The 19151-nt window shown below is 63.0% G+C and carries 15 protein-coding genes; 7 read left to right on the forward strand and 8 right to left on the reverse strand.

Features of this window, described 5'->3' with window-relative positions; all coding sequences use genetic code 11:
• Positions 1-207: 207 nt before the first annotated feature.
• Positions 208-6594 (reverse strand): apolipoprotein A-IV repeat region-like domain-containing protein, encoded by a 6387-nt coding sequence (locus NKH05_RS05655; protein ID WP_353025124.1) that lies wholly within the window; start codon positions 6592-6594, stop codon positions 208-210.
• A 285-nt stretch (positions 6595-6879) separates the two neighbouring features.
• On the opposite strand from NKH05_RS05655, the gene NKH05_RS05660 reads away from it, so the two are divergent.
• From NKH05_RS05660 to NKH05_RS05670, 3 genes are all read left to right on the forward strand, one after another.
• The gene (locus NKH05_RS05660) at positions 6880-7248 is read left to right on the forward strand and encodes an Hpt domain-containing protein (RefSeq protein WP_023717831.1); all 369 of its coding nucleotides are present in this window, start codon (positions 6880-6882) and stop codon (positions 7246-7248) included.
• A 97-nt stretch (positions 7249-7345) separates the two neighbouring features.
• Positions 7346-7666, forward strand: coding sequence for a 2Fe-2S iron-sulfur cluster-binding protein (locus tag NKH05_RS05665; protein WP_006334837.1), 321 nt, complete (start codon positions 7346-7348; stop codon positions 7664-7666).
• An 82-nt stretch (positions 7667-7748) separates the two neighbouring features.
• Complete coding sequence (locus tag NKH05_RS05670) at positions 7749-8777, forward strand: NAD(P)/FAD-dependent oxidoreductase (protein ID WP_023717829.1); 1029 nt, start codon at positions 7749-7751, stop codon at positions 8775-8777.
• A gap of 26 nt (positions 8778-8803) precedes the next feature.
• Here the strand turns inward: NKH05_RS05670 and NKH05_RS05675 are convergent, their stop codons facing one another.
• On the reverse strand, positions 8804-10285 hold the full coding sequence (locus NKH05_RS05675; protein ID WP_023717828.1) for an MDR family MFS transporter: 1482 nt from the start codon (positions 10283-10285) through the stop codon (positions 8804-8806).
• 214 nt (positions 10286-10499) lie between these two features.
• Positions 10500-11117, reverse strand: coding sequence for a DUF922 domain-containing Zn-dependent protease (locus NKH05_RS05680; protein ID WP_023717827.1), 618 nt, complete (start codon positions 11115-11117; stop codon positions 10500-10502).
• 96 nt (positions 11118-11213) lie between these two features.
• Here NKH05_RS05680 and folP point away from each other — a divergent pair, with 96 nt between their 5' ends.
• The 3 genes from folP to folK are packed head-to-tail and all read left to right on the forward strand — an operon-like array spanning position 11214 to position 12927.
• Positions 11214-12059, forward strand: a complete 846-nt coding sequence (gene folP / locus NKH05_RS05685) for a dihydropteroate synthase (protein ID WP_023717826.1) — start codon at positions 11214-11216, stop codon at positions 12057-12059.
• Positions 12060-12062: 3 nt separating this feature from the next.
• On the forward strand, positions 12063-12422 hold the full coding sequence (folB, locus tag NKH05_RS05690; RefSeq protein WP_023717825.1) for a dihydroneopterin aldolase: 360 nt from the start codon (positions 12063-12065) through the stop codon (positions 12420-12422).
• Complete coding sequence (folK, locus tag NKH05_RS05695; protein ID WP_023717824.1) at positions 12406-12927, forward strand: 2-amino-4-hydroxy-6-hydroxymethyldihydropteridine diphosphokinase; 522 nt, start codon at positions 12406-12408, stop codon at positions 12925-12927. Before folB ends, folK begins: the two co-directional genes overlap by 17 nt.
• Positions 12928-12952: 25 nt before the next feature.
• On the opposite strand, the gene NKH05_RS05700 is transcribed toward folK, so the two are convergent.
• Positions 12953-13501, reverse strand: coding sequence for a DUF924 family protein (locus NKH05_RS05700; RefSeq protein WP_031193615.1), 549 nt, complete (start codon positions 13499-13501; stop codon positions 12953-12955).
• 20 nt (positions 13502-13521) lie between these two features.
• Positions 13522-15357, reverse strand: coding sequence for a monovalent cation:proton antiporter-2 (CPA2) family protein (locus tag NKH05_RS05705; protein WP_023717822.1), 1836 nt, complete (start codon positions 15355-15357; stop codon positions 13522-13524).
• 230 nt (positions 15358-15587) lie between these two features.
• Between NKH05_RS05705 and NKH05_RS05710 the strand changes: the two genes are divergently transcribed.
• Complete coding sequence (locus NKH05_RS05710; protein WP_023717821.1) at positions 15588-15854, forward strand: hypothetical protein; 267 nt, start codon at positions 15588-15590, stop codon at positions 15852-15854.
• A gap of 62 nt (positions 15855-15916) precedes the next feature.
• On the opposite strand, the gene NKH05_RS05715 is transcribed toward NKH05_RS05710, so the two are convergent.
• The 3 genes from NKH05_RS05715 to NKH05_RS05725 all read right to left on the reverse strand — a co-directional run bounded on the left by NKH05_RS05715 (position 15917) and on the right by NKH05_RS05725 (position 19128).
• The gene (locus tag NKH05_RS05715; RefSeq protein WP_023717820.1) at positions 15917-16471 is read right to left on the reverse strand and encodes a hypothetical protein; all 555 of its coding nucleotides are present in this window, start codon (positions 16469-16471) and stop codon (positions 15917-15919) included.
• A gap of 87 nt (positions 16472-16558) precedes the next feature.
• A complete protein-coding gene (locus tag NKH05_RS05720; protein WP_023717819.1) occupies positions 16559-17653 on the reverse strand; it encodes a YcjF family protein in 1095 nt (364 codons plus the stop codon).
• A complete protein-coding gene (locus NKH05_RS05725) occupies positions 17650-19128 on the reverse strand; it encodes a YcjX family GTP-binding protein (protein WP_023717818.1) in 1479 nt (492 codons plus the stop codon). The genes NKH05_RS05720 and NKH05_RS05725 overlap by 4 nt, the downstream gene beginning before the upstream one ends.
• Between the last annotated feature and the right edge of the window lie 23 nt (positions 19129-19151).

Below are 19151 nucleotides of genomic sequence, written 5' to 3' on the forward strand. Positions count from 1 at the left end.
CAGAGTGTTTGGTTTTTGACCCTAGAGCATTCTGCCCAATGGTGTTAGTTGGCACCGCAGAAATGCGGCTAAACAACAGATAGAGCAGGATGCCTCGTCATTTGAACGCATCCTGGGGTGTCGCTTCATGCGTTGATAGGATCAAGATCAGCACGGCGCGAAAAAGGCGGGAATTTCCCGCCTTTTTCATGTTCCATTGTCGTCTGATCAATGCAAGCGGCCGCTGGCGTGGGCCAGCATGGTGTAGACCTTGCCGGTATCCGACGTCAGGTAGGTCTGCGCCATGATGTTGTCGCGGTCGTTGCGCGACACGTCTTTGAGCAGCTTTTCGAAATCGTCGCAGTAACGATCGACAGCAGCGCGGAACTCCGCCTCCGACTGATATTTGCGGCGGATCTCGTCGAACGTCTGCTGGCCCTTCAGCGTGTAAAGACGGCGCGTGAAGACGTCGCGCTCGCCGCGCCGGTATCGGTTCCACAGCTCGATCGAGGCATCGTGATCGATGGCTCGGGCGATATCGACGGAGAGCGAGTTCAGCGATTCCACGACATGAAGCGGCGAACGCGGAGCGGGAGCCGGGCGCGGCGCTTCGGCAGGCGCCGCCGGCTTGGCGTCGTCTTCGCGCGATGCACCGGTCAGGAGGTCGCGCACCCAGCCGCCTTGCGGCGTGCGGCCGTTGGGGTCGCGCTGGCGCAGCGCTGTGTCTGCGGGACGTTCGAGGTCGAGCGTGCCGCGCAGCGCCGTCTCGCCCGAAGGCGCCTGCGGTGCATGGCGCTGTTCCGGAGCCGGAGCCGGGCGGCGTGGCGGCTCGGCGGCGCGTGCGGCAGGCGCTTGCGGCGCCGGACGCAGGTTGCGCTGTTCCGAACTGTCGGCGCTGCGGCCAGATTTGGCAACGATTTCAGAAAGTTCCTTCAGCGCGTTGATCTGCTCGGAAACGGCACGGCGGATAGCCGTGGTTGATTCCTTTGCCTCTTCCGGCATCTCGATGACGCCTTTCTTGAGCTCGGCTCGGGTGAGGTCGAGCTCGCTCTTGATCGAGCCGGCGGTGCGCCGCATTTCCTCGGTCGCATCGGCAAAGCGCTTGGTAGCCGAATCGACCACTTCGGAAATCGCGGCACGGATCTTGTCGGCGGATTCCAGCGTCTTGCCTTCGGCGTTCTGCAGCGTCTGGCCGACCAGATTCTCGAACGAGCGCATGACCCGTTCGAGATCTTCCGACTTCTTAACAAGGCCGACGGCGAGGTCCTCCAGCGACGATTGCCTTTCGAGCGTGTGCTCGAGGTTGCTCTGGGCCGAGCTCAGCAGATCCGAGGCGCTGGACAGCAACCGGCTGTGCTCGTCGAACTTGGTGGCGATAGAGGCAACCTCGCGCAAGGTCGAGGACGACAGCTCGGTGAGCCGCGTCGTGTTCGAATCGACAAGGCGCGCCGAGCTGGCGAAAGTCTGGGCGGTCTTTTCCGTGGTCGCCGCGAAGCTTTGCGTGCTCCCAGTCAGGCGTTCGTCGACCTGGCCGAGATTGGTCGCCGCCTGCTCGATCAATTGACCGAGCTGCGAGCTGGAGGCGGTCATGCGGCCGATGAGGTCGGCAACGCTGTCGGCAAGCGTCGAGCGCGCGCCTTCGACGGCCGACAGAGTTTCGGCCGTGCGGCTGGCGAGGGCGTCGACGAGGGCGGCGTTTTGAGTGCGCAGCTTCTCTGTCGCACGTTCGGTGACCTCTTCCATGCTCTTTTGCAGCTCGGAGCCGCCCTGGGCGAAGCGCTCGACCAGAGGCCGTGCCGTCTCGTCCAGGATTTTCGATATTTCGGCCGAACGTGCCGCAAGCATCGTACTGAGCTCGCGAGTATTGGCACCGATGGTCTTTGCAGCGTCGTTGGTGCTCTGGCCGATATGCTGGCCGACCGCGGTGAAGGTTTCGGCGATCGTGTTGGCACGCGAGACTAACTGCGCCTCGGCGTTCGAGACCTGTTCGTTGAGCTTTTGGCCCATTGTCTCGGCAGTGTAGGCGAGGCGGTTCTCGACGCTGGCGACCTGCTCCTCGACGCGGGCCGCTGTGGCGGCAGCACTCGAGGCCAGGCGTTCGTCGGCACCGGCAAGCAGCTGCTCGATTTCACGGGCATGGACGGCGAGTTCCTGGCCAGTCTGCCTGGCGCGTTCGGCAACCCGCTGCTCGGTGCTGGTGAAGGCACCGACAATGTTGTCGGCATGTTCGCCGATTGCGGTGCTGCTGTCGGCGATACGGGACACCAGGCGATGATCGGCCTCCTCGAAGATGCGGCCGATCTCGGACGCACGTGCCGAAAGTGCTTCGGAGCCTTCGGCAATGCGCGAAATAAGTTGCTGGTCGGCGGCATCGAAAATGCGGCCGAGATCCGACGCACGTGCCGCGAGAGCTTCGGCGGATTCGCCGATGCGCACGCCCAGCCGCTCGTCAGCTGTTTCGAAATTGCGCAAGATGTCGCCGGCACGTGCAGCCAGCGACTGGGCCGTTTCGATGGCGCGAGAGACCAGCCTGTGGTCCGCCGCGTCGAAGGTACCGGCAATCTCACTTGCTCGGGTTGCCAGCTGATCGGCCGTCTCCTGGGCGCGCGCGAGCAAGGTGTTCGACGTGTCGTCGGCGCGGGCAATCAGTGCGCTCGACGTATCCTCGGCGCGGGCGGCGAGGCGACGATCCGCCTCCTCGAAGGTGCGGGCGATGTCCTCCGCCCTGGCGAGCAGAGCGGCCGAGGTCTGCTCGGCGCGCTCGGCGATCTTGCGGTCGGCATCGCTGAATGCAGCGCCCGCCTGCTCATGCAGAGCGCTGGTGACTTCCATGACCTTCTCGCGCAGCGCCCCGGCGACGAAGACCGCGCTTCTTTCGAGCACACTGCGAACGTTGTCGACACCCGTCGACAGCGCCCGCTCCATGGTGCTGGCGCGCTCCTCGATGATGCCTGTCTGCCGGCTGAACGCCTGCTCGATCTTTTCCGCGTCGGCAGCGATGGCATCGGAGATGTCGGTGCTCCTGGCGGCGATCTGGTCGATATGGCCGGACAGCGAACGGTCGACATCCTTGCGCGTGTCGGCGAGCCTGGAGAGATCGTCCTGCAATGCGCGGGTCAGCATGTCGCGGCCCTCGGTCAGCTTGCCGACATGACCGGCGACAATCTCGTCGACCTCGCTGCGGCTCAATGCAAGCCTCTCCAGATCGGCTTCCAGAGCGCGCCTGAGGATGTCGCGGCCTTCGGCAAGCTTCTCGACCTGGCCGGCAACCAGCCCATCGATGCTCGAGCGGCTTTCGGCCAGCTTGGCGAGATCGTCCTCGAGCGCCTTCGACAGGGTCGAGCGGTCCTGGACGAGCTTCTCCGCGTGGGTAGCGACAAGGCTGTTGACGTTGCCGAGATCGGCCTCTAGGGCGCGCGAAAACTGTGCGCGATTGTCGGTTAATAGCTGCGACTGGTCGGCGATGGCGCCCCTGATCGTGTTGAGATCGGCCTCCAAAGCGCGTTTGAGGATGTCGCGGCCTTCGGCCAGTTTCTCGACCTGGCCGGAAACCAGCCCGTCGATGCTCGAGCGGCTTTCGGCCAGCTTGGCGAGATCGTCTTCCAGCGCGCGCTTGAGGATGTCGCGGCCCTCGGCCAGCTTCTCGACCTGACCGGAAACCAGCCCGTCGATGCTCGACCGGCTTTCTGCCAGCCTGGCGAGATCGTCCTCGAGCGCCTTCGACAGGGCCGAACGGTCCTCGGCGAGCTTGTTCATATGTTCGGAGACGACGCCCCGCACGGTCTCGAGATCGGTCTCCAGTGCGCGCGACAGCTGACCGCGATCCTCCGCCAGCTTCTCGGATTGACTGGCAATGACGCCCTTGACGGTGCTCAGATCGGCTTCCAGAGCGCGTTTGAGGATGTCGCGGCCCTCTGCCAGTTTTTCGACCTGGCCGGCAACCATCACATCGATGCTCGAGCGGCTTTCGGCCAACTTGGCGAGATCGTCTTCGAGCGCCTTCGACAGCGTCGAACGGTCTTCCGCGAGCTTGTTCATGTGATCGGAGACAACGCCGCGCACAGCCTCCAAGTCGCTCTCCAGTGCCCGTGACAGCTGGCCACGGTCTTCCGCCAGCTTTTCGGACTGGCCAGCGATGACGCCCTTGATCGCGTTCAGGTCCGATTCCAGCGCGCGCTTGAGGATATCGCGGCCTTCGGCAAGCTTCTCGACCTGGCCGGCAACCAGCCCGTCGATGCTCGACCGGCTTTCGGCCAGCTTGGCAAGATCGTCTTCAAGCGTCTTCGAAAGCAGGCTGCGATCATCGGCGAGCCTGCCCGAATGATCGGCGATCAGACCTCTGATGTCGGACAGGTCGTTCTCGAGCGACTGGGAAAGACCGCTGCGGTCTTGCGCCAATTTCGCCGAATGGGCCTCGATGAGGCCATTGATGCCGGCGATGTCGGATTCCAGCGCACTGGCGAGTATGGCGCGACCCTCGGCGATCTTTTCGACTTGACCGGCGACAAGGCCGTCGATGCTGGCGCGACTGTCTGCCAGCTTGCCGAGGTCGGCCTCGAGCGCGCGCGAAAGAATGCTGCGGCCTTCGGCGAGCTTTCCGACGTGCCCGGCAACCATTTCATCAATGATCGTGCGGGCTTGTACGAGTTTTCCAGAGTCTTCGTTCAAGGCCTGGGCGAGCCGGTTGCGGCCCTCTTCAAGGCTTTCTAGATGGCTGCCCAGCGAAGCGTCGATCGCTGCACGCGATTCGTTGACCTTGCGCAGATCCTCTTCAAGGGCGCGCGAGATCAGGCCGCGGCCTTCGGCAAGCTTCTGCACCTGGTTGGTCACCGCCGCATCGATTTCGGCGCGGCCCTCGGCGAACTTCGCCAGATCGGCCTGCATTGCCGCCGCCATCCGGTCGCGGCTTTCGGAAAGTTTGCGGCTGTGGTTTTCGACGGCTTCCTCGATGCCGGCGCGAGCATCCGCAAGCCGCTGGATGTCCGTATCGAACGATCGCGATACGACATGGCGCGCCGCTTCCATGCGCCCGGCGAAATCGCCGGCGCGGGCTTCGAGCATGGTCGAGGTCGATGAGATGATGTCGGCCATGTCGGCGCCGATCTGGGTCTTGCCCTGATCGATCATCGCCGACAGCGTCTCCTTGCTATCCTGGAAGGTGTGGGCGATTTCGCGCGCGCGCTCGACCAGCGTCTCGTTGATCTGGCGTGCGCGAGCCTCCAGCGCGGCGTTGAGCTTCTGCGTACCGGTGTCGAGCGCCTCGGCGCGGGTCTGGAACTCGCTGATCAGCGCCTGGCCACGTTCGGCAAGCGTCCGCTCGATGCCGTTGAGGCTGGCTTCGAATTCGGAATTGAGTGTGCGCGCGGCACCGCCGAGCAGCGACACCATGCCGGTCGTGCGGTCGTCGAGCAGGTCGGTCAGCGACCGCGTCAGGCCATCGGTGGTGTCCGTCAGCTTGGCGATGCGGGTGTCGAGCAGGCTGGCGAAGGCCTCGCCCGACGTCGACAGCCGGTCGGTGATCGATTCGAGCCGGCCTTCCACCGAATCGAAGATCGACATCGAGCTCCCGTTGATCCTGTCGATCAGCGTGTCGCCGGATTCGTTGATCGTCATCGACAGCTTGGTCGAGGCGTTGAGAATGCTGTCGCGAATGATATCGCTGGCGGCGTTGATCTCGTCCTTCAGCGTCTCGTGGGCACCGGTGATCGAGGCGCGCACACGCTCGGCATGGGTGACGACCGCTTCGCGCTCGCTGCCCAGCCCGTCGACCAGCGAGCGGATGCGGGACTCGTTCTCCGAATAGGAGCGCTCGATCTGGTTCACCTCGCTGTGAACCAGCGTTTCGAGCTCGACGGCGCGCGCAAGCGTGCGTTCGATGCCTTCGCCCATGGCCGCCACCTCGCGGCGAACCGCTTGGCCGATCATCATGACGCGATCCTGGGCAAGATTTTCCGGCTCGGCCAGACGGAAGGCCACCTCGGTCATCGACTGCGCGGCAAGGCGCATCTCCTGAGCGCGGCGAATCATCACTGCGAATGCCCAGAACAGGATGACGGGCACGATTGCCGCGACCGCCAGGCCGATCAGCTCGGGACGGGCGAAAAACTGATCGAAGGTGCGGATGTTCCAGATGCCAGGTCCGAACAACAGGTTCGCGAGGCCACCGGCGCCGGCGATCCAGGCCAGCGAAACAAAAGCCACGACCCAATAGATCGTGTTCGAGGCGCGCCGGTTGAGGGTGTGCAGGAGCGTCTTATAGTCTTTTTGACGATCGTCGTTGGCCGGCGAGAAAGCTGGCGGCTGCGAGCCATTGCGCGTTGCGACAGGACGCAACTCAGCCGGCTTGGCTTTTGGCGCGGGATTTAGGTTCTGGCTTTGATTGGCGGCGGGTGCTGCATTCTGGGCCTGGTCGGGGGCAGGCGCCTCGTTCTGGCTGCGGCCTTCGCGCGCCAGTTCGTCGGCGGCTTGCGATATCTGCGCTTCCAGATCTTCCATGGATGCCGCGATGTCGAAGTCGCCGCCGGCATCGCCGCTCAGATCGATATCAAGTGCCTTTTCGAGTTCCCTGGCTACGTCGCTGTCGAGCGTTTTTGTCGTCGTTGGTTTCTTCGCCATGCCTTCGCTACCCTGTACAAGCTGCCGCGGGACTTATGGTTGTGCTTATTGATTCTGCCTAGCGTGTCCCGCGCAGGAGGCTGAAAATGGACCTGTCGTATCGTAATGACACAGCGGGGTAAAGAAAACATGCATTCCGTCCGATACGTAAAACTTTAAATATAAGGTTAACACAGCCGTGATTCCGGCGCCGTTATCGCGACATTTTTCCGGGTCAATCATTAACCCGTTGTCCACCGGATACGCCTATTTTTTGCGGCGGTCGAAGAACGGAGTCTCAAAGTGATACGTGGCGAAAACGGCATTGCCTTCTCGATGCCCGGCGGTGACGTGTCAGGGACAGCTGGGGCGCGGCCGATCGATCTGGCGCATCTTGCGCGCCAGACGATGGGCGATCGGAGCCTCGAGCAAGAGGTGCTGGCACTGTTCGTGCAGCAGGCGCTATCGGTGCGCGACAAGATCGTCGATGCGGATGTCAGGCAGCGGCTGCTACTGGCGCACGGGCTCAAAGGCTCGGCGCGCGGGGTCGGCGCCTTCGCCATTGCCGATTGCGCCAGTGCGATCGAATGCCGGCCCGACGACGCCAGCACGCTGAAGCGCCTTGGCTCACTGATCGAAGAAGTGCGCGACTTCGTCGCCGCCATCAGCCGATAGAACTTATTCCCAAAACGCCACGCAGCGGCGCTTTCGCGCCGCAGTTGACTTGTCTGGCAGAGTGATTATGTCGGCTCAGACTCCCTTCAGGTGACAAATGACCAAGCTGACCTTCATCGCCCATGACGGCACGCATTTTGACGTGGATGCCGAAAACGGCTCGACCGTCATGGAAAATGCGATCCGCAATGCGGTGCCGGGAATAGAAGCGGAATGCGGCGGCGCCTGCGCCTGCGCGACCTGCCATGTCTATGTCGACGAAGCCTGGACGGCGGAGGTCGGCGAGCCGGAAGCCATGGAAGAAGACATGCTGGACTTCGCCTACGACGTCCAGCCGAATTCGCGGCTGTCATGCCAGATCAAGGTGCGCGACGCCCTCGATGGGCTGGTCGTGCGCGTGCCGGCCCGCCAAGGCTGAAGCCGATTTTTGCGGCTGCCGCTTGGCAGCGGACCAATGGTCATGCAGTGTCGCGCCGTTTTCCCATAAAGGCGCATGCTTCATGACCGCTATCACCAAGACGGACGTACTCATTGTCGGGGCAGGGCCTGTCGGCCTGTTTGCCGTATTCGAGCTCGGCCTCTTCGACATGAAGTGCCATCTGATCGACATACTCGACCGGCCCGGCGGGCAGTGCGCCGAACTCTACCCGGAAAAGCCGATCTACGACATTCCGGGTTGGCCCTCGATCTCGGCGCAAGGTCTGGTCGACAAGCTGCTTGAGCAGATCGCGCCGTTCAAGCCCGAATTCACCTATAACCGCATGGTTTCGAGCCTGGAAAGGCTGGAGGACGGCAGCTTCCGCGTCACTACCGACGAAAACGAGGTGTTCGAAGCCAAAATTGTGGTGATTGCCGCCGGCGGCGGCTCTTTCCAGCCGAAGCGGCCGCCGATTCCAGGCATCGAACCCTATGAAGGCAAGAGCGTGTTCTACTCGGTGCGCCGGATGGAGGACTTTCGCGGCCATGACCTCGTCATCGTCGGCGGCGGCGATTCGGCGCTCGACTGGACGCTGAACCTGCAGCCGGTGGCCAAGAGCGTGACGCTGGTGCATCGGCGGCCCGAATTCCGGGCAGCGCCCGACAGCGTCAACAAGATGTATGCCATGCAAGAGATGAAGCAGCTGGAATTCCAAGTCGGACAGGTGACGGGCCTGACCGGCAGCGACGGCCAGCTAGCCTCCGCCACGATCAAGGGGCCGGAGGGCGATGTCGAAGTGCCGTGCACGCGGATGCTGCCATTTTTCGGCCTGACGATGAAGCTCGGCCCAATCGCCGAATGGGGCCTCAATCTCCACGAAAACCTGATCCCGGTCGACACCGAAAAATTCCAGACGTCGGTGCCCGGCATCTTCGCCGTCGGCGACATCAACTGGTACCCCGGCAAGCTGAAGCTGATCCTGTCGGGCTTCCATGAGGTCGCTCTAATGGCACAGGCAGCCAAGCGCATCATCAGCCCCGGCGAGCGCATCGTGTTCCAGTATACGACTTCGTCGACCAGCCTGCAGAAGAAGCTCGGCGTGGTCGACTGAAGCTCGCCGGATTTCACCAGGCCGGTCTACTCCGCCAGGGCTGGGGCCGAAGCCTCGGCATGGCCGCGAAGCGTTTTCTCCGGCATCAGCCAGAGCGTGATGAACGACAGCAGCAAGGTCGCGGCGGCGGCAAGAAAGATCATCACGAACGGCGTGGCTGAGGCGATATGGCCGGCCGTCTGCGTGCCTTCGCTGGCCAGCGGCAGCCCGTAACCAAGGGCGACGGCACCAAGCATGGCGACGCCAAGCGCACTACCCAGCGAGCGGAGGAAGGTGAGAACGCCGGTCGCCACGCCAAGGTGCATGCGATCGACGGCGTTCTGGACCGAGACAGTGGCAACCGGAAAGGTCGTGCCTGTGCCCAGGCCTATGCAGGTCGTCAACACCTCGACAAGCAATAGCGAGGCATGCCCGGCGACCAGGCTGAGCACGCCGAGGCACAGGATCGAGAAAACAGTTCCGACCATGGCAATGCGCTTGTAGTGGAAAAAGCGTGGGATCATTCGCGCGCTGAATGTCGCACCGGCCACCGTGCCGAGCATCAGCCCAAGCAACGCGGTGCCAGATTCGCTGACTGACAGGCCGACGACCGATTGCAGGTAGACCGGCAGATAGACCGACAAGCCGACATTGGCGGCCTGCAGCAGGAACATCGACAACGTGCCGGCGAGAACGATCGGATTGCCGAGCACTTCCAGCGAGATCAGCGGTTCGGCCGCGCGCATCAGCCGCAGCGCGAACGCGCTCCAGAACACCGCTGAGCAGGCGAGCAGTCCAAGGATTTCACGCGACAGCCACGGATACTCGCTGCCGCCCCAGTTCAAGGCAAGCAGCAGCAGCGAGGTGGCCGCGACCAGAAGCAGCGCGCCGAGGCCGTCGATGCGGTGATGTTTTGCGGCGATCGGCAGCTTCTTGAGCGGATTGTTAATGATCGCCATCGCCAGCAGGCCGAGCGGAATGTTGATCCAGAAGATCAGCGACCAATGCAGATGTTCGGCGAAGGTGCCGCCGAGCAGCGGCCCGGCGATGCTGGCGACGGCCCAGGTGCCCGAAATCCAGGCGGCGTAGCGAGCCCGCTCGCGCGGCGGCACGAGGTCGCCGATCACGGTCTGCGTCAGGGCGAAGAGCCCGCCGCCGCCGGCGCCCTGGATCGCCCGGCCGACAACCAGGACCAGCATGTTGGGGGCCGTGGCGCTGACCAGCGACCCGGCGAGAAAGATCAGGATTGCCGCATAGACGGTCGGCCGGCGGCCATAGATATCGGAGATCTTGCCGTAGAGCGGCGCCACTGCGGTCGCGGTCAGAAGATAGCCGGTTACGATCCACGGCAGATATTCGGCATGCCCGAGCAGACGTGCCATCGTCGGCATCGCCGGCGCGACGATGGTCTGGTCGAGCGCCGCCAGCAGCATTGACAAAAGCACGCCGCCGATGATGGCGTTTTTCTCGGTTTCGGTCAGCGGCGTGCTGGTTTCCACCATCGCTTGCTTGTCGATAGCCTGGTCCATATCCGTTCATCCATTATGCCTGCGTGCACTTCCGCGACGGGCTGGGAAGCATCTAGTACGCCGATTGGCGTTTGCCGGAGGCTGATCCCTGCGAACCTGGCATATGTCGTTCGCTATAGGCCGATTTCGACAGCGGCTCGAAAGTTTTTCGAAGCTGGCACTATGCTTCGCCAAATTGGCTTTGTTCCAAATTTGGCTTTGTCCGACGCGGAGTTCAGCCGGGAGCGAGCCGTCCATTCTCAATGCGCTCGATGCGATAGTGCAAAAGCCGCAGGATGCGGCTTTGGAAATTGACGCTTTCCACACGATCGAAGCGCATCTGGTCCTGGTCGTGCTTGGCAAGCATGGCCGCTGTAATTTTCGCGGCCTTGGCCTTGGCCAATTCGCAGGTCTTTTCAGGGTAGCTCGCCTTCAAGGCGTCTTCTAGTTCGCGGCCATGGTTCTTGGCAATCTCGACGTGGCGTTCCTCATGGCGCTTGATGTCGGCGGACAAAGTCTCCCAGAACAGCTTGACGCCTGCATCGGCTTTGCGCGGGCGGCGCCACTCGGGAAGGATAACCTTGACCTTGACGGTAACGGCAGCGTCGGCAATCCAGCACGAGCCCGGCTTTTGCGCATAACTGACGCGGGTGGTGAACGCCATCTGGGTGGCGCCGGGATGCCGCGACCCGGTGCTTTTCACCTGAGGCCCGAGTTTCGACAGCTGGGTCCCGATGTCGTCGAGCGTCCTGCCGCCGATCGGGAAATAACTATATGTCTTGACGAGAGTCGTAGCGCCGGCCGGGAATGCGGTCAGAGCGAGCATCAGGGCGCAGAGGAGGGATCGTTTCATCGTGTTGCCTCTTTGCCCACCTTGCTTTACCGCCGTCTCCGGCGCAACGGAATTGATCCCCGGTCATGACGTGGGATCGAACATGGTTGATGGGCAATGATGACAGGGCGATGGCAGCTGGCGCATGGGCGCCATCTTGACCTTGGCGGCAAGGCCATCGTCGTCGGCATCCTCAACGTCACGCCGGACAGTTTTTCCGACGGCGGGCTGTTCGATGCCCCGGAAAAAGCGGTGGACCAGGCGCGCCGTATGGTGGAGGAGGGAGCCTCCGTCATCGACATCGGCGGAGAATCGACGCGTCCCGGTGCCTCTCCGGTGTCTGCAAAGGAAGAGCAGGCCCGCATAGTGCCCATCATCGAGGCGCTCGCGACGTCTGGCGGAACGCTGATCTCGGTCGATACCTATCGCCAGGATACGGCGCGGCTTGCCGTCCAAGCCGGTGCACATATCGTCAACGACGTCTGGGGCCTGCAGCGCGAGCCGGGCATTGCCAGCGTCGCTGCCGAAACCGGCGCCGGCCTTGTCATCATGCACACGGGACGGGACCGGCAGAAACTGCCCGACGTGATTGCCGATCAGCTCTTCTTCCTCAGGAAGTCGCTGGAAATCGCGCAACGGAGCGGTGTTGCCGACGACCACATCGTGCTCGATCCGGGCTTCGGCTTCGCCAAGGAGACAGCCGCGGAAAACCTTGACCTGATGGCACGGTTTTCCGAGCTTCGTGCGCTGGGCTTTCCGCTGATGGCCGGCACATCGCGAAAGCGCTTTATCGGCACCGTCACCGGCCGCGACGCAGCGGCAAGGGGCGCCGGAACCGCCGCCACAAGCGTCATCCTGAGGCTCAAAGGCGCGCATCTTTTTCGCGTCCACGATGTCGCAATCAACGTGGATGCGTTGGCTATTGCCGATGCTATGCTCGCACGTGAGATCGGGGAAAGCTGAGCCATGTATGTCATCCGCATGAAGAACTGCGCCTTCTTCGCCCGGCACGGTGTGCTGGACGAAGAGGAGACGCTCGGCCAGCGCTTTTATGTCGATGCGGCGCTCACGGTAGACCCCGGGCGGGCGCTGGTCGACGATTCTATCGAGGACACCGTCAATTACGGCATCGCCTTTGCGGTCATCGAAAAGATCATTACCGGCGAGCGGCGCTTTCTGATCGAAGCGCTGGCGCTCGAAGTGGCGAGGGCGCTGACGGCGCGGTTTCCGCAGATCAAAAAGGCCGAGATCACCGTGCGCAAGCCGAACGCCCCGGTGCCGGGTGTGCTCGATCATGTCGAGGTGACCGTTGTCTGGCCAGAATAGTAACAACAACACCGTCTATCTCAGCCTTGGCGGCAATCTCGGTGATCCGGCGAAGTCGATGGCTGCGGCACTGGGCATTCTGGATGCCGACGAGAGCACGCGCGTCGTTGCCGTTTCGTCGCTCTACCGAACGCCGCCCTGGGGCAAGCTCGATCAGCCGGATTTCCTCAATGCGGCGGCCGAGATCTCGACCGCGCTTGCGCCGCGGGCTTTGCTCGACCTTTGCCTCGACGCCGAGCGAAAACTGAAGCGGGTGCGGGAGGAGCGCTGGGGTCCGCGCCTGATCGACATCGACATTCTGGTGTTCGGTGACCGCATCATCCACGAGACCGGACTGGAGGTGCCGCATCCGCGCATGCTGGAGCGCGCCTTCGTGCTGGCACCGTTGGCAGAAATTGCACCGAAGCTTGTGGTCGACGGCAAGAGCGTGTCGGAGCGACTGGCCGCCGTCGACACGTCGGGTATTGAACGGCTGCCGTCAGGCCGGAAATGGTGGAAGACCTGACGCTGCCGCCATTGGTGGCCGAAAATCAGCCGGAAAACCCACCACCGTCGAGGAACATTTGTTCGTCCGGTGTCGTCTCCCGGCCAAGCATCCTGTTTCGGTGTGGAAAGCGGCCGAAGCGCTGGATGATGTCGCGGTGTTCTACCGCATATTTCAGATAGGACGGGGCTTTGGCGGCGGTAAGCTCCATCGATTTGAGCTGATCGGCGAGATCCTCCGAATGCTCATAGGGCAGATAAAGAAAGACGCGGAGCTCTTCGTCGAGCGCCAAGTCATGGCCGGCAGCGATCGCCTTCCCGGCAAAATGCCGCGCCAGCGGGTCCGTGGCGTACATGTGGCCAGTGCCGCGAAAGCAGTTTCGCGGAAACTGGTCGAGCAGGATCATCAGTGCCAGCGACCCTTCGGCGTGTTCGGACCAGCCGTCGCATTCGCGGCGGGCGGCGGCGAAGTGCAGATCGAGAAACCGGGTGCGGAAGTCGGCATCAAAAGCGTCGTTCTTCTCGAACCATGCGTCCTCCCCGGCGTGGCGCCAGAATCTGGTTACGGAGAGCGCGCGTTCGTCCAGTTCATCCATCATTCGCATCTTCCCAAGGATTAATCGGCCGGCTCGGATTTCTGCAGCACGCCGGCGGTTTCCTCATTGAGCGCCTGACCCGCGCGGCGTGGTGTGCTGAGCGGCGTCGGGATGGGGGTGCCAATATTGCCTTTGAGGAAGCGCCGTCCGGCGCGGATGCCTTCGGCCTGTTGAAGCTCGAAACGGGCAGCGTCGCGGCGGCGGACGTCCTCGACTACCTCGGCGACCTCTTCCGGGTCGACGCCGAGGGCTTCCAGCGTCGAGCCGCCGAAGACAAGCGCCGATTCGAACGTCTCGCGGAGCTGATAGTCAACGCCGGCACGGATGAGCTGCAACGCGGTGCCGCGGTCGAACGCCCGTGCCAGCACTGTCAGCAAGGGAAACTCCGCCTTGATCAGTTCCGCGATGCGCACGGCGGCATCGGGCTTGTCAACGCAGATCAGCACGGCGCGTGCCCGCCCGGCTCCCGCGGCTCGCAGGATGTCCAGCCGCGTGCCGTCGCCGTAATAGACCTTGAAGCCGAAATCGGCCGCTGCTTGGATCATTTCGACCTCGTTGTCGATGATCGACACGTCGATGCCGCGCAACAAAAGCGGCTGGCTGGCGATCTGGCCGAACCGGCCAAAGCCTATGATCAGCACGCTGCCGGTCAGGCCGTTGGCGACATCGACGCCTTCAAGCGACTGCTCGTCGCGCGGCGTCAGATACCGCAGTGCAATGATCGCCAACGGCGTCAGCACCATGGAAATGATGACAATGGCGGTCAGCATCGCATTGGCTTGGCCGTCGATAATGCCCACCGCAGCCGCCGCGGAATAGAGGACGAAGGCGAATTCGCCGCCTTGCGCCATGAAGACGGCGCGCTCGAGCGCTTCCCGATGGTCGGTTTTGAGGACGCGGGCAACGATATAGATGCCGATCGCCTTCATCACCATGTAGGCGACGACATAGATGGCAATGAGCTGCCAGTTGACGACGACGACATGCAGGTCGAGCGACATGCCGACGGCGAGGAAGAACAGCCCGAGCAGAATGCCGCGGAACGGTTCGATGTCGGCCTCCAGCTGGTGGCGGAAGGTCGATTCCGACAAAAGCACGCCGGCCAGGAAGGCGCCCATGGCCATCGACAGGCCGGAAAGCTGCATGGCGAGCGCTGACCCGAGAACGACCAGAAGGGCAGCTGCGGTCATCACCTCACGGGCGCGCGCATCCGCCAGGATACGGAAGAACGGATTGAGCAGATAGCGCCCGGCAACCACCAGCCCGACGATCGCGGCAAGGCCGATGCCGACCTCCGTCAACCTATCCGACAGGCTCATATCGGCGCCGCCCGGCGCGAGGAAGGCGATCAGCGCCAGCAGCGGCACGATGGCCAGATCTTCCAAAAGCAGGACCGAGACGATGCGCTGGCCCTTGGGCGTTGCCAGGTCGCCGCGTTCTTCCAGCAATTGCATGACGATTGCCGTCGAGGTGAGTACGAAACCGGCGCCAGCGACGAAGGATTGCGCGATCGGGAAACCTCCCGCCAGGCCGACGCCGGTCAGCAGAACCGCGCAGACGCCGACCTGCAGCGCACCAAGCCCGAAAATCTCGCGGCGCAGGCCCCATAGGCGTGACGGCTGCATCTCCAGCCCGATGATGAACAGGAACATGACGACGCCGAGTTCGGCGACATGAAGAATGGCTTCCGATTCGGAAAAGACGCGCAGCCCGAATGGGCCGATCACGACGCCGGCCGCCAAATAGCCGAGGATGGAGCCAAGTCCCATGCGCCTGAAGATCGGCACCGCAACGACGCCAGCGGCAAGCAGCGCCACCACCTGGATCAGATCGCTGTTCGATGCCTCTGCCGCCATGCCTGCCCTTCCGCTCTCCTGGGAGTCAAGCGGCCAAGATAGGGGCTTCGGAGCGGATCGAACAGTGTGAATCCGGCGCATTGTGCAGGCGATATTGCAGGCGCACTGCACAGGATAATGGCCTTCCAGGCGTTGCTTGTTTTCGCTATCCGGCGCTAAGGACGCCCGGCTTCGGCCAGTGGAGGGTGAGCGACGATCAAGTCACGGCCCTTTTTGAGGAGATGACTGACATGAAGAAGTTTTTGCTGGTTGCCGTTGGCATCGCGGCACTTGCCGGCTCTGCCTGTTCGAAGGCGCCGGAGTGCACGACCGAGATGCTGACCAAGAAGGCTCAGGACATGACTGCGGCACTTCAGGCTGCTATCACCAAGGATCCGGCCAAGGCAGCCGACCTCACAGCCAAGGTCCAGGCGGTCACAACCAAGTATCAGGGCGGCACGACAGCAGCCGAGGCCTGCAAGGCCTATGACGAGTTGATTGCAGCGATCAAGGGCTGAGCACCCATCTGCATGTCAAGGACGGCGGCGGCGTTTGGTTGCCGCCTTTTCACGCCGAAAGCTCAGTTCGGAGTTATGGAGCCGACCTCGACTGCATCGATCCGCTTCAACTTCATACCGATGACCGGGACCAGCTGCTGGTCGACCCGCACGGCAACGGTCACCGTCATCGAATTGTCGTCGGGGACAAGCGCCTGCATCACGCCGCGCAACTGATTACGATTAATGGTGAAAACCACCTTGTGCGCATCGACGACATTGCCGCCGATAATGTCGAGGCCGGAGCCGGCGGCCCCGCCCATGAAGCTGCCCTTGTAGCCCTGCCGGCCCATGTGTTCGATCGTTGCCGACATCTGCTGGGTGAACATACCGACCCGGCAGCCGCCGTCGAGCGACATGCCGACCTTGCCGTCAGGCGTCGAGCCAATGAAGCTGCAGGTGAATTTCGTGCCCTTGTATTTGCCGGCAACGATTTCTCCGGGGCCGACCCATTTGCCCTCGACCGATCGAAAGAACTGCTTGTCCGGTTCCGCCGCCGAAGCCTTTCCGGCAATGCCGATGGTTGCGACAAGGGCGAGCGCCACGTGCAGCACGTTGGACAAAATAACGCTTTTCATCGACGACACCCGGCAACAAAGAGACTGGTTTGGACGCTTCCGACCATGAACAAGATTGGTTAATGCTTTGTCACCCCAAGGCGGTAGTCACGTCTCGGAAGCGGATGTTTCTTTTTCTTTCTTTGCCGCAAAGGAGGTCAGCGCGGAAAGGAAATCGCCCAATCCTGGACGCCTGACGGCGTTAAAGGGCAGGGGCCTTGCCGTTTCCATCGCTGCAATGCCGATGCGCGCCGTCATCATGCCGTTGACGACGCCTTCGCCGAGCTTGGCCGAGAGCCGAGCCGCAAGGCCATGGCCGACGATCTGCTGGACGAAACTGTCGCCGACGGCGATCGACCCAGTGACCGCGAGATGGGCGAGAACGCTGCGCGCCAGGCGAAAAAAGCCTAGCGTGCCGGGGCGGCCGCCATAGAGCTCCGACAGACGGCGAATCAGCCGGCCGGCTTCGAACACGACATAAGCGACGTCGACCAGCGCGCGCGGACTGACCGCGGTCACCAGGGACACGCGCTTCGCCGCTTCGAGGATCATCATCTTGGCGCGGGCATCGAGCGGGCCGAGGATCTCGGTCTCGGCCAGCCGCACCAGATTGCCGCCATCGATGATCTCGCCGCGCAATTCGGCCAGCGAGCGCCTGCCGGCCGCGGTTTCGGGCTTGGCCGCGACAAATGCCGACAACTCGTCGACCACGGCGCGGGCGGCCTTCGGATCATCGCGGGCAATCGCATCGAGCGCCCGCTTCTGCAACTTTTCGACCTCGGCGAGGCGAGCAATCGCCACGAATTCGCGGATAAGGATGACTACAAGCGCCAGGATGGCGATCAATGCCATTCCGGCCGCCAGCCAGCCCAGCCACTCGGCGCGCTCGAACAGGTCGCGAATCAGCTGGTCGGTCCAGAGGCCAAGGGCGAGCGAAACCAGAACGCCCAGCGCGCCGAAGAACAGGCAGCCAAGCAGCGAACGTTTTCGCGGCGCAATCGCCGGCGGCGGTTCGGCAGCGACGACATCAGGCTCGTCGAAGACGTCGATCTCCGCCGGTGTGACCACGGCAAGATCCGCCTTCACGTTACGCGGCTTTCGCGCCGGCGCGGCCTCGGCCCCGGAATGGCGAGCCGTCGGATCTACCTTCGGCTGGGGCTCCGGCTCGATGCGAAAGGCCGCCGGTCTGCGGGGCGCGCTCATGCGAGATGATCTCCGATCAGGAACTGCACCGCGCGGTCGAGCCTGATATGCGGCAGCGACAGCGTCACGCCCTCGGCCGTGCGCTCGAGTTTCGGCGGGCGAAAGCGCACGAAGCGGATCGCCGGGTCGTCATCGTTCTGCTGGTGCTTCGATTCGAAACCATCGAACACCGCATCAACTTTCTCCGGCAAATCACCGGGAAATATGGCTGTTTCGGTCTTTCCGTCAAAGGTTTCGCCATTGATTTTTTCGCCACGCAATGGCGTGCCGATAATGACCGGCAAAGTCTCACGGCCCTGCTTGACCGTGCCTTCCCGAGTCGCGCGCATGGCCGCCATGGCGACGACGTCGACGTCGGCACCAGTGAAATTCGCCCGCGCCACGGCGCGGTCGGCAAGCCGCCGCACGATCGCCTGCAGCCGGTCGTGGCTTTCGTGGTGCAGATGGTCGGCCTTGGTCGCGGCCACCAATATGCGGTCGATGCGTCTTGAAAACAGGTCGGTCAGGAAGTTGCCCCGGCCGGGCCGGAAACAGGACAGGATTTCGGTGACCGCGCGTTCCAGATCGGCCATAGCACCGGGGCCGGCGTTCAATGCCTGTAAGGCGTCGATGAGCACGATCTGCCGGTCGAGGCGCGTGATGTGTTCGCGAAAGAACGGTTTGACGACATACGTCTTGTAAGCCTCGTAGCGCCGCTCCATCATCGCCTGCAGCGATCCGGAGCGGGCGCGCCCGAGGCCGAGTTTCGGCAGCGGCGCAAAGGTCAGCGCCGGCGATCCTTCAAGATCGCCGGGCATCAGGAAGCGGCCGGGCGGTAGGGTCGAAAGCGCCCGCTCGTCAAGCTTGCAGGCCTTGAGGTAGGCGGCGAAGCTCTCGGCGAGACGGCGCGCCGTCATCTCGTCGGCGTCGTCGTTGGGGTCGACGGAGGCAGAGAGCGCCTGCCATTCCCGCGAAAGATCGACACGCACCGGCAACACGGCCATCTCGAAGGCCTCACGCGAAAAATCGGCGTAGGACTTGCCGAGCAGCGGCAGGTCGAGCAGCCATTCGCCGGGATAATCGACGACGTCGACGGACAATTTGCCGGCGGAAAACATGCGGCTCCAACCGGAGGCCGATTCGTATTCGATGGTGAGCCTCAGTTCGGAAATCGCACGCGTCGAGTCCGGCCAGACACGGTCGTCGACAAGAGCCGCGATGTGATCCTCGTACTGGAAGCGTGGTACGGCGTCGTCCGGCTGCTCTTCGAGAAAGGCCCTGGCGATGCGCCCCGATTTTTGTGCCTCAAACAGCGGCAAGCGTCCGCCATGGACCAGATTGTGCACAAGGGCCGAGATGAACACCGTCTTGCCGGCGCGGGACAGCCCGGTCACGCCAAGACGCAGCGACGGAGCGAAAAGCCCGGCAGCGCGGCCTGACAACGTATCCAAGGCGATCTTCGCCTCGTCGGTGAAAGTCGTCAGCGATGATGCCAAAATCTGTTCTCGCGGGGCCGGTC

It is taken from the genome of Mesorhizobium sp. M1399, from assembly GCF_040317735.1.
Taxonomy (GTDB): domain Bacteria; phylum Pseudomonadota; class Alphaproteobacteria; order Rhizobiales; family Rhizobiaceae; genus Mesorhizobium.

Excerpts from the sequence above, each read along its gene's own strand:
- NKH05_RS05720 (WP_023717819.1), bottom strand. The coding sequence starts at position 17,653 with ATGAGCGCGCCCCGCAGACCGGCGGCCTTTCGCATCGAGCCGGAGCCC.
- folP (WP_023717826.1), top strand. The coding sequence starts at position 11,214 with ATGATGACAGGGCGATGGCAGCTGGCGCATGGGCGCCATCTTGACCTT.
- folB (WP_023717825.1), top strand. The coding sequence starts at position 12,063 with ATGTATGTCATCCGCATGAAGAACTGCGCCTTCTTCGCCCGGCACGGT.
- NKH05_RS05700 (WP_031193615.1), bottom strand. The coding sequence starts at position 13,501 with ATGGATGAACTGGACGAACGCGCGCTCTCCGTAACCAGATTCTGGCGC.
- NKH05_RS05665 (WP_006334837.1), top strand. The coding sequence starts at position 7,346 with ATGACCAAGCTGACCTTCATCGCCCATGACGGCACGCATTTTGACGTG.
- NKH05_RS05655 (WP_353025124.1), bottom strand. The coding sequence starts at position 6,594 with ATGGCGAAGAAACCAACGACGACAAAAACGCTCGACAGCGACGTAGCC.
- NKH05_RS05680 (WP_023717827.1), bottom strand. The coding sequence starts at position 11,117 with ATGAAACGATCCCTCCTCTGCGCCCTGATGCTCGCTCTGACCGCATTC.
- NKH05_RS05715 (WP_023717820.1), bottom strand. The coding sequence starts at position 16,471 with ATGAAAAGCGTTATTTTGTCCAACGTGCTGCACGTGGCGCTCGCCCTT.
- NKH05_RS05705 (WP_023717822.1), bottom strand. The coding sequence starts at position 15,357 with ATGGCGGCAGAGGCATCGAACAGCGATCTGATCCAGGTGGTGGCGCTG.
- NKH05_RS05710 (WP_023717821.1), top strand. The coding sequence starts at position 15,588 with ATGAAGAAGTTTTTGCTGGTTGCCGTTGGCATCGCGGCACTTGCCGGC.
- NKH05_RS05675 (WP_023717828.1), bottom strand. The coding sequence starts at position 10,285 with ATGGACCAGGCTATCGACAAGCAAGCGATGGTGGAAACCAGCACGCCG.
- NKH05_RS05670 (WP_023717829.1), top strand. The coding sequence starts at position 7,749 with ATGACCGCTATCACCAAGACGGACGTACTCATTGTCGGGGCAGGGCCT.